Source organism: Rufibacter sediminis (assembly GCF_014269285.1).
Lineage (GTDB): Bacteria > Bacteroidota > Bacteroidia > Cytophagales > Hymenobacteraceae > Nibribacter > Nibribacter sediminis.
The window spans coordinates 19,987-34,362 of sequence record NZ_JACOAF010000023.1; the positions used below are offsets into that span (position 1 = coordinate 19,987).

At 53.6% G+C, this 14,376-nt stretch carries 11 protein-coding genes; 6 read left to right on the top strand and 5 right to left on the bottom strand.

Annotation, left to right across the window (positions count from 1 at the left end; all coding sequences use genetic code 11):
- Window positions 1-179: 179 nt before the first annotated feature.
- The 3 genes from H7U12_RS10405 (at window position 180) to H7U12_RS10415 (ending at window position 3,020) form a co-directional block, all read left to right on the top strand.
- Entirely contained in the window at window positions 180-923 is a 744-nt protein-coding gene (locus tag H7U12_RS10405; RefSeq protein ID WP_186637089.1) for an alpha/beta hydrolase, read from the top strand.
- 198 nt (window positions 924-1,121) lie between these two features.
- Complete coding sequence (locus H7U12_RS10410; RefSeq protein WP_186637091.1) at window positions 1,122-1,949, top strand: hypothetical protein; 828 nt, start codon at window positions 1,122-1,124, stop codon at window positions 1,947-1,949.
- Between the two features lie 87 nt (window positions 1,950-2,036).
- Window positions 2,037-3,020, top strand: a complete 984-nt coding sequence (locus H7U12_RS10415; protein ID WP_186637093.1) for an ABC transporter ATP-binding protein — start codon at window positions 2,037-2,039, stop codon at window positions 3,018-3,020.
- Between the two features lie 572 nt (window positions 3,021-3,592).
- On the opposite strand, the gene H7U12_RS10420 is transcribed toward H7U12_RS10415, so the two are convergent.
- Window positions 3,593-3,883 (bottom strand): YciI family protein, encoded by a 291-nt coding sequence (locus H7U12_RS10420; RefSeq protein WP_186637096.1) that lies wholly within the window; start codon window positions 3,881-3,883, stop codon window positions 3,593-3,595.
- Window positions 3,884-4,128: 245 nt separating this feature from the next.
- Between H7U12_RS10420 and H7U12_RS10425 the strand changes: the two genes are divergently transcribed.
- The 3 genes from H7U12_RS10425 to H7U12_RS10435 all read left to right on the top strand — a co-directional run bounded on the left by H7U12_RS10425 (window position 4,129) and on the right by H7U12_RS10435 (window position 9,361).
- Window positions 4,129-5,979, top strand: coding sequence for an outer membrane protein assembly factor BamB family protein (locus tag H7U12_RS10425; RefSeq protein WP_186637098.1), 1,851 nt, complete (start codon window positions 4,129-4,131; stop codon window positions 5,977-5,979).
- A gap of 320 nt (window positions 5,980-6,299) precedes the next feature.
- Complete coding sequence (locus H7U12_RS10430; protein ID WP_186637100.1) at window positions 6,300-8,813, top strand: TonB-dependent receptor domain-containing protein; 2,514 nt, start codon at window positions 6,300-6,302, stop codon at window positions 8,811-8,813.
- Between the two features lie 260 nt (window positions 8,814-9,073).
- On the top strand, window positions 9,074-9,361 hold the full coding sequence (locus H7U12_RS10435; protein ID WP_186637102.1) for a DUF1456 family protein: 288 nt from the start codon (window positions 9,074-9,076) through the stop codon (window positions 9,359-9,361).
- A 290-nt stretch (window positions 9,362-9,651) separates the two neighbouring features.
- Here H7U12_RS10435 and H7U12_RS10440 read toward each other — a convergent pair whose 3' ends face one another.
- The 4 genes from H7U12_RS10440 to ccoG all read right to left on the bottom strand — a co-directional run bounded on the left by H7U12_RS10440 (window position 9,652) and on the right by ccoG (window position 13,411).
- The gene (locus H7U12_RS10440; RefSeq protein WP_186637104.1) at window positions 9,652-10,533 is read right to left on the bottom strand and encodes a universal stress protein; all 882 of its coding nucleotides are present in this window, start codon (window positions 10,531-10,533) and stop codon (window positions 9,652-9,654) included.
- Window positions 10,534-10,563: 30 nt separating this feature from the next.
- Window positions 10,564-11,268 (bottom strand): sulfite exporter TauE/SafE family protein, encoded by a 705-nt coding sequence (locus tag H7U12_RS10445; protein ID WP_186637105.1) that lies wholly within the window; start codon window positions 11,266-11,268, stop codon window positions 10,564-10,566.
- 3 nt (window positions 11,269-11,271) lie between these two features.
- Window positions 11,272-11,742 carry a FixH family protein gene (locus tag H7U12_RS10450; RefSeq protein WP_186637106.1) on the bottom strand — a complete coding sequence of 157 codons (471 nt, stop codon included), beginning with the start codon at window positions 11,740-11,742 and terminating at the stop codon, window positions 11,272-11,274.
- A 268-nt stretch (window positions 11,743-12,010) separates the two neighbouring features.
- Window positions 12,011-13,411, bottom strand: coding sequence for a cytochrome c oxidase accessory protein CcoG (gene ccoG / locus H7U12_RS10455; RefSeq protein ID WP_186637107.1), 1,401 nt, complete (start codon window positions 13,409-13,411; stop codon window positions 12,011-12,013).
- Between the last annotated feature and the right edge of the window lie 965 nt (window positions 13,412-14,376).

A 14,376-nucleotide genomic window follows, 5' to 3' on the forward strand; every position in this document is an offset into this window, starting at 1 on the left:
TGCTCACCTTATGTACTAACCGTTATAAATAAAACTACTTTCTCAACACATAACTTAGAACCGATCACAACTTCTGCGCTGGCAAACCATCAACCATTTCTGACAAGTCTCATGAACATATAGCAGTGATGTACAAAGCCATCAAAGACCTAGACTACGGCTCAGACCAGGAGCAAAACATGGACATTTACCTCTGTGAAGAGGCAAGTACGCAGGAGAATAAGAATTTCACTATCGTCTTTTTACACGGAGGTGCTTTTTACCTGAGCGATAAATCGCTGGAGGAAAAATACATTCAGCCTTACCTAGACAAAGGACTGAATGTGGTGAATATGAATTACCGGCTGAAGCGGGGAATACCTGTGGCAACAGAAGATTTAATCAATGCCCTCAATTTCCTGGCAGCCAATAGCGCAGCGTATCCGCTTAATCTTAGCAAGACCATTTTGGCCGGGTTTTCAGCAGGTGCCCACATGGCAAGTCTGATAGGACTTTCGGCGAACAATCCGGAGTATCCCGTCAAGTTAAATAGCGGAATTAAAATCTCCGGCATCATCAACTTCTCTGGACTTGTAGCTGGGTTAGACGCAGTTGAAAAAGCGTTCATGCAGCATGAAACGCAAACCATGCGCGAGATTGGCAAGGCATTGTTCCCTTTCTGGGAAGGATATACTCTCAAAGAGGTGGTCTCCAAGTATGAACCTATCACGTATTTTGACCAAGAGGACCCGCCCTACTTTTTATGGTACGGCGGAAAGGACGACCAAATTCCACCCAGCACCTTTGAAACGTTTGTGCAACTGCTCAACAGCAATCCGAGCAAAAATGAAGTGATCTTTTCCCCTGACAGCAACCACTTCCCCAACGCAACTGAACGGGTAGAGATCTACAATAGAATTTTTGCGTTTCTGGACAGATTATAGAAACCAACTGCATAGAACAAGAGACAAAGAAAAAGACCCTTCCTGTTCTCGGCTCAACGGTGCTTTGAAATGGGCGGTTAAATTTAACGGAGTTCACTTACAGGAAAGGAAAACTAACGCGAAGCAGCCGTATCTTTGAGAAAAGTTATACAATAATCCGCACTCTGGCAGACCCGGCCAGGGCACTTCTCAAAATCTATGCACGCGTTAAGAATTCTATTGCTTTTATTGATCACCTTTAACCTATACGCACAGGAAAAAAACGTACTCCTGAAGATCAACCCGATCAAGGGAGAAAGTACCGTTACCTCCATCAGCAACCAAAAGGCCATCGAAAAGATCTTAGCGGAGGGCTTCCTTCAGAAAGGCTACCAGGTTTTCACCAAAGAAACGATCTCCTCACAAACGGCCGCCCCTCAGGAAGAACTTCTTTTAGCCGATGCGTTTATCTACCAATATCCCGGTGACTACCCATCCATTACGCTCACCATCAGGAAAGGCGACTATATCTTTGCGATACTGCATGACAACAAAAAGCTTTTTGTAGAAAGACAGAGCGCCCTGGAGGCCATTGCGGGCAACCTGGTTCAAGAACTCCCCACCGCTATTCAGGAGTCTACTTTTCTGCTGCCCGAGCTGGAACAACTGCTTCCGCATCATAACATGAGCATCTACACGGCCACCTCCGGCGCCATCACCAAAGGGTACGCCAACCAGTACTTAACTGATTTCAAAACCACCGGAAGCGAGCCGTTGAACTTCATCCTCAAAGATTCTTTTGAGCAATACCTGGCGCTGTGCCTTGATTTTACCGGCTACAGAAAAGCAATTAAGGAAACCCCTATCCGGGTGGACTTTGAAATTGACGCCTTCGGGTTTACCAACCTCACCAACATTACCTTACCGGCATCAGTAAAAGAGAGTCATAAAGACAAAATCAAAAATACCATAGAGGCACTTCCCTTGTGGAACCTGGCAAACCGCCAACCCATCAAAGGCACGCTAACCCTCGGGGTAAGGAAATAAAAGCAGCTTTCCGGCAATTGGATAGAGAGAACATTCTTTCTGACCCGGCCGGAGAAGTTGACACGCAGGAAACTCCGTTCACAGCACATGACGTTTTTACAAGTAGCCGGAATTCACAAGCAGGGAGAAAAAGAACCTGTTCTACAGGACATCAGCTTTTACCAGCGCGAGTTCCAGAAAATTGCCTTGTCCGGAGAAACCGGCTCCGGGAAGAGCACCCTTTTGAAGATCATCGCCGGCCTGATCCAGCCCGATGCCGGCACCGTTACCTTTGAAGGAGATCGGGTGAAAGGCCCAGCCGAAAAGCTGGTGGCCGGGCACCCTGGCATCGCGTATCTGTCGCAGCAATACGAATTACCGGAGTTTTTGCGGGTGGAACAGGTATTGCGCTACGCCAACACACTGCCACAGGAAGAGGCCGATGCGCTTTACGCCGTCTGCCACATCACGCATCTGCTGACCCGCCGCACCGATCAGCTTTCCGGCGGCGAGCGCCAGCGGATTGCCCTCGCCCGTCTGCTCCTCACCTCCCCCACCCTGCTGCTGCTGGACGAGCCATTCTCCAACCTGGACACCGGGCACAAAAGCCTCCTGAAAACCATCATTCAGGACATCAGCGAGCAGCTGGGAATTACGTGTCTGCTCATCTCGCATGACCCGCTGGACAGCCTTTCCTGGGCCGATGAGATTCTGGTCATGCACGAGGGCCGTCTGCTGCAGCAAGGCACTCCCCAGCAGGTGTACCTGAAACCCGCAAATGAATACGTGGCTGGGCTGTTCGGGAAATACACGCTACTTTCGGCCGCCCAGGCCGAGGTGTTCCCGCAGCTCGCTCAGACCAAGTCAACCGGCAAACAGGTTCTGGTGCGCCCGGAGGCCTTTGAAATTACCACCGAGGGGGAAAATGCCGTGGCCGGGCAGGTGCAAAAGGTGACGTACTTTGGCAGCCACTATGAACTGGAGGTAGCGCTGCCCACCGGTGAGGTTCTCGTCAGAACCGGGGCCGGTGACTTCGCCAAGGGAGATACAGTCTTTGTTTCGCTGGCTCCGGAGCGCATCTGGTACCTGTAGGCGTATTTTCGCTGATTCAACTATATATTCCCTTCTAACACGCATTCCGTCCCCCTTTGAAGGGTAGGGGGATGACAAATGCATTAGAAGAAGCAGAAGCAATCGCTGAAAGTGAAAGAGAAATGATTCTCGGGACAACTATTATCTGCACGAGTAAAATCTCGGGAATGTCCTTATCTGCACGGGTAATCATTCCCCTCCCCCCTTCAAAGGCAGGGCAAGTTCTACTTAAAAGGGAAGACTCTTCCGGATTTGCAATCCGGAAGTAGGTCATTAGGGGATTTGCAATCCCCGTCTCTGCACCTTTGAGCCCCAACCGCCGCGGATTACAAATCCGCAGAAATCCAGCTCTTCGGGATTGCAAATCCCGAAGAGCTGGATTTTCAAAGATGTCCTTAACTGCACGAGTGATCATCCCCCTACCCCCTTCAAAGGGGGACGGAATGCGGACATGTTATCCGCTAACCTTCACAAGACATATAAACCACAAAGCGCTTTGGGCCTGTTTTCAGAAAAACAGGCTCAAAGCGCTTTTACGCTCCTATTGGAGCTGGTAAGGCAATAGGAAGAACCTAAACAGTGGCTACTTTGAAGAGGGTGATGTCTACTTTCTCCCACACTTTCTGCAGCAGGTACGGCTCCTGGTCCAGCCATTGCTGGATCGCGGCTTCGTTCTCGAATTCCATGACCATGGTAGAACCCTTCATTTTCTCCTCGGGGCTCAGCATGGCACCTCCCAGGATGAAGTTTCCGGAGGCTTTCAGCTTTTTGACCATTTCCAGGTGCGCCGGACGGGTAGCCATGCGGCGGTCCAGGGCTTGGTCATCGGTGTAATCTAAGGCGGTGATCAGGTATTGTGGCACGGTAAATAGGCGTTAGTTCTGGTTTGAAGGTACAGAAAATAGCGTCAGCTTGTTGCAAACCCTCCTGAAAGCGCCCGGAAAACTCCTTCTTAACCCGCTTCCGGTTTTAAGCCTCTTTTGGCAAAACTGCCCCTGAAACGCCTTATCAACTTACTTTTTAATTTTTTTTAAAAATATCCCCTGGAAGGTTGGCTTATCTATTCCCATTTGCAGATATTTAGCCCCTGCTACTAATCTCCCCGTTTATGAAAAGATCACCCTCCCTCCTCCTGCTGCTTTGTCTGTGGCTGGGAGCCTGGCACGCCTCAGTGGCCCAGTCCTTTAAGTTCGCGTTTGTCACCGACACGCACATTGGCTCGGCCAACGGCGGAGCCGAAGAAGACCTGGAGCGCACCATCGCCGACATTAACAGCCAGCAGGGCATTGACTTCGTGCTGCTCACCGGCGACATCACCGAGATGGGCACCGATGCCGAGCTGAAGAAAGCCAAGGAAATCATCAGCAAGCTGAAAGTCCCTTACTACATTATCCCGGGCAACCATGACACGGGCTGGTCAGAGTCGGGCGGCGTGAGTTTCATCCGGGAGTTTGGGTCAGACAAATTCGTGTTTGAACACAAAGGCTTGAAGTTCATCGGCTGCGCCTCAGGCCCGTACGTGCGCATGTCAGACGGCCACATTCCGCGCGATGCCACCGTTTGGTTAGACAGCGTTTTGGCGAAAACACCCAAGAATCAGCCCATCGTGTTTGTGAACCATTACCCGCTGGACAACGGCCTGGACAATTGGTACGACGCCATTGACCGCCTGAAGAAATACAACACGCAGTTCTCTATCTGCGGACATGGCCACCAGAACAAAGTGGTTGACTCGGAAGGCCTGCAAGCTACCATGGGCCGTTCTAACCTGCGCGCCAAAGAGGCCGTGGGCGGCTACAACCTGGTGGAGATGCGGCAAGACTCGGCGCTGTTCACGGAGCGCAACCCGGGCGTGGGCAGCAAACCCGTTTGGCGCAGAATCGCGCTGGGCACCCGCTCCTACAACGACGGCAAAACCTATCCGCGGCCTTCCTTCGCTATTAATGACCAATACGCCACCACTAAAAAAGCCTGGAGCTACCACTCAGACGCCAATGTGATTTCCACCCCGGTGAACAGCCACGGGCTGGTGATCTTCGGGAACAGCGTGGGCAAGGTGGAAGCCCTCAAAGAAAAAGACGGCACCAAAGCCTGGGAATTCCAGACGGGCGGCGGCGTGTTTTCTTCGCCCGCAGTATACAAAGACAACATCATCTTCGGTTCCGGCGACGGGCACATTTACGCCCTGAAAGCCAAAACCGGAAAACTGGCCTGGAAAACCAAAACAGATGCCTCGGTGCTGGGCTCGCCGCTGGTAGAGAAAGGCGTGGTGTACATTGGCGGCAGCGACGGGAAGTTCAGAGCCCTGAAAGCTTCCTCCGGAAAACAGGTCTGGGAATTTGCCGGCCTGGGCGGCGCCATGGTGAGCACCCCGCTGTTGTATGAAGGAAAAGTCATCTTCGGAGCCTGGGACCGCCACCTGTACGCCCTGAACCAGAAAGACGGAACCCTGGCCTGGAAATGGAACAATGGCTCGGGCAACCGCATGTTCTCGCCCGCCATGGTCATTCCGGTGGCGCATGACGGCGTGGTGTACATTGTGGCCCCAGACCGCTTCATCACCGCCCTGGACAGCAAAACCGGTCAGGCGCTCTGGCGCAGCAAAGACGCCACCGTGCGCGAATCCATTGGCCTGTCAGCCGATAAAAAGCTGGTGTACGGCAAAACCATGCAGGATGAAGTAGTAGCCTTTGAAACAAACAAAACCGCCCCTAAGCTGGCTTGGCGACTGAACGCGGGCTTCGGGTACGAGCACGTGCCGTCCATGCTTATTGAAAAAGACGGCGCGGTGTTCTTCGGGACCAAGAGCGGCGTGGTGTACAGCATAGATCCGCAGACCCAGAAAGTGAACTGGGCCCACAAGATTGACAACTCCATGGTGAACACCGTGAACGTGCTGCCGAAACGCCGGTTGGTGGCCGCCACCATGGACGGGAAAGTTGAAATGCTGACGTACTAACCAGCACCGACCGTTTTTAGCCTGTTTTCCCCAAAATCAGGCCCAAAACGATGATTGAAAGAACTTGCCCCGCCAGCTTCTGGCGGGGCTTTTCTTTTTCTGCCGCACCCGCCCAAAAGACCTCGTAGTGTGCGCAGCTCCTACGAGTGTCTCTGCCAACAGTTCTCTCTGCAACTTTATTCAGACAGCCCTTAAACCATCTGCTCAGCTACTTGTCAAAGAAACTCCGCGGGCCAGAGGAGAACAAGAGAGGGAAGATGCGCCATCTCCGGCTGCGGACTTTTCACTTCGGCTTGTATCGCTCGTTGCCCGTTTTCTATATGGCTGGAATTAAACAATTTTCCCTCTCCCGTTTAACAGGAGTCTTCTTGCTCTCAGCTACTACTTTCCTGCCAGGTGTTCCGGCAAGGGCGGCGGCTCCCGTTTCTGGCCTATTTTGGCAAACCAGCGGCATTTCTGTCTCCGGCACGGTGGTAGATGCGGCCTCCAAGGCACCGGTAGATTTTGCCACCGTGGCCTTGCAGGACAAAAGCGGAAAACTCATCACGGGCGTGCCGTGTGACGCCAATGGGAAGTTCACGTTCCCTGCAGTCGCGCCGGGAGCGTATGATTTGGCCATCAGTTTCATCGGGTACAAAACCAAGTTGCATTCCATCACCGTTCTGGCGGGAACGGCACCGCTGCAGTTGGGTCAGATTCCGCTGGACTCTGACAGCAAAGCGCTGGAGGAAGTGGTGGTGACCGGCGAGAAAGACCTGATTCAGCAAACCGATGACGGCATGGTCTACAACGCCGAGAACGACATCACCAACATTGGCGGCACGGCCGCCGATGTGCTCAAGAAAGTGCCTTCTTTGGCGGTAGACATGGACGGCAACGTGGAGATGCGCGGCAGCACCAAAATCAAGATTCTTATTAACGGCAAACCCTCCACCATGCTCGCCGACAACCTGGCCGAGGCCCTGCAGCAAATCCCGGCGGACATGATTAAATCAGTGGAGGTGATCACGAGCCCTTCGGCGAAATATGAAGCCGAGGGAACGGCGGGCGTGATCAACATCATCACCAAGCAAAGCAACATAGAAGGCATGACGGGCCAGGTCACGGCCACGGCCGGAAACCGCTCCAATAACCTGAACACCAACCTGAATTTGCGCAAGAAGAAGTTGGGGCTGCGGGCCAGCGTAGGCGGCAACTTCAACGACCGCATAGGTGATTCTGAATCAGACCAGGTGTATTTCCGGGAGGAGAATTTCATCCAGACGCCTACCAAGCTCATCCAGCAGAGCAGCACCTTTGAGAACAACGGCCGTTCCATGTTCACGCAGTTGGGCGGCAACTATGACTTTAACGAGAACAACAACCTCAGTGCCAGCGTGCGCCTGAACCGTTCGCGCAACCTGAGTGACCGTAACCTTTCCACGGCCCAGTTCACGCCCTCGGGCGAGGAGCAGACGGCCAATTACCGCTTCCGGGACATAAACAACCGCAACCGCAACCAGGGTTTCGAGACCAACCTGCACTTTACCCGGCGTTTTCAGAAAAAGGGCCAGGAACTGGACCTCATCGCTATATTCAACCGCAACGGGAGCGACAGCGATTACCAACTGACCGAAGAAAACAAAACCGCCGCAATTACCCGCCTGGAGCAGAGCGACAACCACGGCACCAACCGCGAGTTCACGTTTCAGGCAGATTATTCGCACCCCATGGAGGAACTGGGCAATCTGGAGGCTGGCGTGCGGGCGGTGCTGCGGAACTCGGGCAGCGACTATGATTTTCGGTACTCCCGGTCTACCGAGGCCCCGCTGCTGGTAGACCCGGCCCGCTCCAACCTGTTCACGTATCATCAGGATGTGTATTCGGGCTACCTGTCGTATACCTACCGCTGGCAGAAAACCTACACGCTACGCGTAGGCGGACGCTATGAATACACGGCCGTTTCCGGTGACTTTACTACCAACAACGTGGAAACCAGTCTGGAGAAACCGTTCCAGAACTTCATGCCCAACGTCATGCTCATGAAGCGGTTCAGCAATGACCAGCGGCTGCGCCTGAGTTATTCCACGCGAATTCAGCGGCCGGGCATGAACCAGCTAAACCCGTATCGCAACGAAAGCAACCAACTCAACATCCGCTACGGCAACCCCAACCTGGACGCCGAAATCACCCACAACACCGAGGTTCAGTACAGCTGGCTCCTGAAAACCACCAGCTTCAACGCCTCCATGTATTGGCGGCAGACCAACAATGACATCAACCAGTACCAGTTCCCCATCCGGGAAAACAATGACACCCTGAACACCACCTTCGCTAACCTGGGCCAAAACGCCACGTATGGCACCAGCCTGTCGGCCACTACCCGGTTCAAGCAGAAAGGCCAGGTGGGCCTCAACCTCAACCTGTTCTATAATGACCTCACCAGTTTCATAGGCCGGACCATGATTACGCGCGCGGGTTTCATGTACAACCTGAGCGGGAACGCCTCATACAAGTTCTCAAACGATGTAAGTGTGCAGACTGCCGGTTCCTTCAACTCGCCTAGGCTTTCTCTGCAGAGCCGCAGCACCTACAACTACTCCTACAGCCTGGGTTTGCGCAAAGAGTTCTGGAAACGCAAGGGCGGCGTGAGCCTGAACGTGGAGAACTTCCTGTTCAGCAACAATTCCATCAGAACCACCGTCAACAACACCAATTCCAATAATTACAACCGCAATAACAACTACAACCGCATCGTGCGCGTGAGCTTTAACTTCCGTTTCGGGAAAATGGAGTTTAAACGCGACAAGGCCCTGGAGAAATTAACCGGCGAAGGCGGGAAGAAGAATGGGTAATCAGCGAGCGATTTTGAGGCTTTCGCCTCACGGAAGTTTCAAACTTCCGAAGCTTGTAGGTCCAAGTTGAAAACTTGAACCAGGGTAACGTAAAATAAAGTTGGCGGGCGTTTTAGGCCTGTTTTCCTGAAAACACCTCAAAAGTTCGCCCCCTAGGTTTGCTGGGCTTGGGCGTAGTTCCTGTAAATCTCAACTTCCCGCCTACTGCTTGCTTTTCTATTTCGTATACGTACTTTCGCGGACCATTAAAAAGACAAGGCATGACCAACAACGATATCATGAAGAAACTGCGCGTGGCGCTTCAGCTCCGGGACGATGACATCATCGATATCCTGAAGCTGGTGGACTTCAACGTCACCAAGAGCGAACTGGGGGCCATTTTCCGAAAGGAGGACCACCCCAACTACAAACCCTGCGGCGATCAGTTACTGCGCAACTTCCTGAACGGTCTGGTCATTCACCTGCGCGGCACTCCCGAGGAAAAAAAAACCGCCACTTCCGCCGCCCCAGCCCGGAAGCCCATGTCGTACCCGCCACGGAAGAAATAGAAAATTATATTACTTAGAAAGCCGTTTCGGGCCTGTTTTTCAGAAAACAGGCCCGAAACGGCTTTTGCTTTAGGCCGGGTACAAGGTGGAACGTCTGCGTGCATTTCGATACAGGAACAACGGAAGTGAGCCTTGCTAATAGATACGTTAGAGACTCTTTAGCAACTTCGGAGAAACCTTAACCCTTATCGATTAAGGCTCAAAAGAGAAGCCCCAACACAATAGCTGAGGCTTCTCTTTTGAGCTTTGTTTTTCTAAAACCTACTTAAAACGCTACATCTAAACCGCATTTATAGGATCACGGCCTCACCGGTTTCTCTCTGTTCCTGCTTGTGCCCGTTGCAATGCGTGCAGCCGCCGGAGCAAGGGGTTTTGCGGGCCTGGTACAGATTTAACAGCGGCGTGTGCAGGTGGTAGGCGCTGGTTTTGCGGTAACGACCGGAGAAGTATTCGTTGAGCAGGTGCGTGTCGCGGGTGGCGATGACGAACAGGTCGGGGGTGTAGAGTTCCGAGAAATCATTGAGGCCTTCCAGCAGGTCTTCCTCTTCCTGGCACAGGATGGTGGCGTTGGGGTAAGTGAGCTGTCCCTGCAGCGCGGAGGCGGCTTTCTGGATCTGGCAGAGTTCCAGGGCGCCCAGGTTCCCGTGCAGGTGCAGCAAGGTGAGGTGCGCCGCGAATTTCCGCGCGATTTTTTGAACGCGCTCCAACACCGGCGCATCGGTATCGGTGACGTCTACGCTGAACACGATTTCCTTCAGGGGCTGGAAAACCGCTTCGCGGGGCACCAGCAACATCGGGCAGGAGGCGAAATCAGTGAGCGACAGCACTTCCTTCTGGTCGTTTCCTTCCAACAGTGCCTCGGGGCAGGCAATTAATAGATTGACGTTGTGGTTCTCCACCACCGACGGCAGGTTCTCGCGTAGCGAACCGCCGCGCACCACGCAGAAACGGGTGATGGATTTTCCGGCCGAATTCATGTAACGGTCCGTGAACGACCGGAGGCGCGACATGAGGTGGCTCTGGAAGGTGGGCGTCAGTTGGGTTTCTCCGGCACAATGCAGAAGCACCAGATCGGCGCTCAGGTGGGAAGCGAACTGACTTGCGTACCGAAGGGCCGCCACGCAGGCATCGGTGAAGTTAAAAGGCAGCAGGATTCTGGGGTTTGGCTTCATGGGTAAGTGAGTTAAGGAGAAAATATCAGGTTAAGGAACATGGCACACGGGTGCCTCCTGCTCCGTGGAAACTAATTTAGGGCTGAGGTAGGGCACGCCCAGGTTCAGGCCCCGCAAGATGAACAGCACCGCCAGGCAACCGGCCACATACGGCACGGCATGCCGCATGAGGGCCCGCCACCGGGGTTGGATGAGTTTGCCAGACAATGACACCAGCCACATGAGCGGCAGCGTGCCCAGGCCAAACATGAGCATGTACAGCATGGCACCGCCCACCCCCGGCGCACTCACCGCCCCCGCCATCGCGAAGTAGACCATGCCGCAGGGCAAAAGACCGTTTAACAGGCCCACCGAGAACAATGCGCCCGCCGATGGGTTCTGGAAGCGTTTGCCAATGGCTTTGCGCAAGGCATTCCACCAGCGGTCGGTGCCCAGCCAGCGGCCGGCGTTTCCGGTATTGATTTTGGGAAGGAGCACCAAAAGAAGCATGAGTACGCCCGAGGCGATGGAGATGGTCTGCTGCCAGCCCGCCAGCTGTAGGGTGCGGCCCAACAGCCCGGCCACCAACCCCAGTGTAGTGTAAGTAGCTATGCGGCCCAGGTTGTACAGGAGCCGGCCTCCCACAAACGAAACGCCGGATCCCCTGCCAACAGGCAGCGCCATGGCAATGGGGCCGCACATCCCCACGCAATGGAAACTACTGATAAAACCGATCACCAAGCCTGCCCACCACATGGTTTAGAGCGTAATGTCCTGTACCTGGTAATATTGTTTGCCGTTCATCTCGCCGCTCAACTGCACCCGCCACAAGCCTTTTTTCAGGATAGCGGTGGAGATGTACTGCAAGCCGTCTTCGCTCAGTGCCAAGGGCACCACCACATCCAGGTTCACATCAGAGGGGCGGAAAAGATGCACGGTGCCTTTCGCTTTGGCCAGATCATTGGGGAACTTGATCACCAGCTGGCCCGCAGCCGGGGCCGAGATAATAGAAATAGGGGTTTCCAGTTGCTGCGCCTGCTCCACCTGCTTCATGCGCTGCCCATAGGCCAGCTCCTCGGCATAGTAATCTTTGCTGACTAGGTTCACCTCGCTCTGCATGGCACCATACACCATAAACCCGATGTAGCACGCGAAAAAGATAAAAGCCAGGATGATGATATAAGGTAACACAGAGTGCGGTTTGGAAAGGCTGTTGGCACGGATAGTCATGACGGTAATCGTTAATAGTTAAATGTTTTGGGGCAAGCCCCGATAATGCATATTCTTACTTCTTCTGCTCTTTTCCTTATGACCTGAGCACGTCTGGCGCGAGTCTCCGGACTCGTGCCTTGCGATGCTGGGTAGTCTCCAGACTACCTTCACTGCCTTATGCAGTGACATTGGGTAGGCCGCTCTTCTTCATCGGCGAGTCTGGAGACTCGCTTCATCCTTTGGCACGAGACTGAAGTCTCGCGCCAGATCACTGCCAGATCAATAATTATTGCCCCGGCCCCAGGAACTTGGTTTTCTCGGTGGCGATGAGTTTGTCGCCGCTGTACACCCCGATCTCAATTTTGGAGCTGGCCGTTTTGAGGCCGTTTTTCGGAATCTCGGCGAAAAACACGCCTTCCACCAGGCCTTGTCTGGGCAGCACCAACTCGTTGCGTACTACTTTGATGGAACCTTCAGAAGACAGCAGTTTCAGGGTGATGGGCAGCTCCTCGTCGGTTTTGTTGATGAGCGTGATGTTGTAGAGGTTGGTCACGGTGCCTTTCTCGGTTTGCTGGTAGAGCATGCCCGGCGTGCGCAGGATGGTGGCCTCTATGTTGCTGCGGGTGATCAAGAGCGTGGCGAAAGCGCCCATCAGGATGACCAGCACGGCGGTGTAGGACTTCATGCGGGTGGTGAACTTCCAGGGCTTCTTCTCCGCGATGCTTTCTTCGGTCGCCATCCGGATGAGGCCCTGCGGCTTGTTCACCAGGTCCATGATGGAGTTACAGATGTCAATGCAGGCGGTACAGTTGATGCACTCCATCTGCTGCGCGCCGTTCCGGATGTCAATTCCCGTGGGGCACACCTGCACGCACTGGTGGCAGTCAATGCAGTCGCCCTCGGTACGGACCTGGTTTTTGCGGAGCTTGCCGCGGGGTTCGCCCCGCTCGTAATCATAGGCTACCGTAAGCGACTGCTTGTCCAGCATTACGCCCTGCAGTCGGCCGTAAGGGCACACAATGGTACACACCTGCTCTCTGAACCGCGCAAACACACCATAGAACACGCCCGTGAACAGGATCAGCGAGAACAGCCCGCCGGCGTGGGCAGAAGGTCCGTCGGTGACAATCTTCTGCAGTTCTTCTACGCCAATGATGTAGGCCAGAAAGGTGTGGGCAATCAGAAAGGACACCCCCACGAACAAGGTGTGTTTGGCGGTTTTCTTCCAGATTTTCTCGGTGGTCCAGGGGGCTTTGTCCAGGGCTTTCTGCTTGGGCGCATCGCCTTCAATCCAGTACTCAATGCGGCGGAACACCATCTCCAGGAAGATGGTCTGCGGGCACACCCAGCCGCAGAACACGCGGCCGTACACAACCGTGAACACAATGATGAACATGATGAAGGCCATAAAGCCCACCAGTAGGATAAAGAAATCCTGGGGCCAGAAAATCATCCCGAAGAGGATGAACTTGCGGGCCGGAATGTTGAACATGAGCAAGGGCAACCCGTTCACCTTCAGGAAGGGTCCTGAGAACAGCAGGGTCAGGAGCGCGTAGCTTACGTATTTGCGGTACTGGTACAGTTTCCCGCTGGGCTTTTTCGGGTACAGCCACACCCTTTTTCCGTCTTTGTCAACCGTAGAGATGGTGTCTCTGAAGGTTTCGGGTTCTGTTGCTAGTATACTCATGGTCTCTTACCGGTTGTGCGCCCGGCAGCGAGAGGGGGTTAACTTTCAGTCTGCTTCCCTGAGATGCGATCACCTCTGAAGCACGATGTAAAATTACCGGTACCCCCTGCCTTCTACCATCTGGTGGGTCATCAGGGAAAATGATCTTTGTCACTTTTTGCCGGGAAGGGCTCCGTTTTAGGGGTGTTTTGGGGAAAAGAGGGAAAAACGAGAGAGTGACTACCTGTCTGGAGAGGATGTGTTTTGTTTTGGGAATGCAGTTCGCTTGTGCTGGCGGAGGGCCGCTGTTGGCGTGTGGGTGCATGCAGTTTGCTTGTTCTAGCGGAAGGCCGCTATTGGCGTGAGCTTATGAGCTGAGTTGTTCCATAGTTTCCCTCCGAGCGCTCACGGCCGCGAGGCCCCGTCTTCCGGGTTCGCGCTGTACCAGCTTCCTTTGCTCCCTGCGGTCGCAATGCCTGCGGCACCGGAACCTGCTTAGGCGCTCACCCGAAAGACTGGTATTGGGTTCTTCAAGCAGTGGTCAGTTGCTCTGGTGAGAAAGTAGTGGAGGCATGAGGTACAGACACTCTTTTGCCAAAATCTAAACTTGAGGGTGTGACCTAAACCTATCATGAGATGAGCCGTGAATCGAATTTAGCCAGAAGTACGTGCCCTGCATATTTCAATACAAGTCATCCCAAGCTCCTACCATGGAGCAAGTTTGCAACTTGTGGCCCTTTAACGGAAGTTTGCAACTTCCGTGATGTCCTGCAAAGTTTCCATACGTAGTGACGCAAGTTGCAAACTTGCTCCATGGGAAGCTCCAAGTTTAAAACTTGAAGCATGGAAAATTGCATTGTTAATGTTGCTTTACTTGAACCATAAGTAACATTGCTTTAATAGACCTTCCTAATTCTTCAGTCCGTCCTTCCGAGAAGGCGTTTACTACCAGCACCATTTCCAGCCTTTCCGTTGAGCGCCTTGTT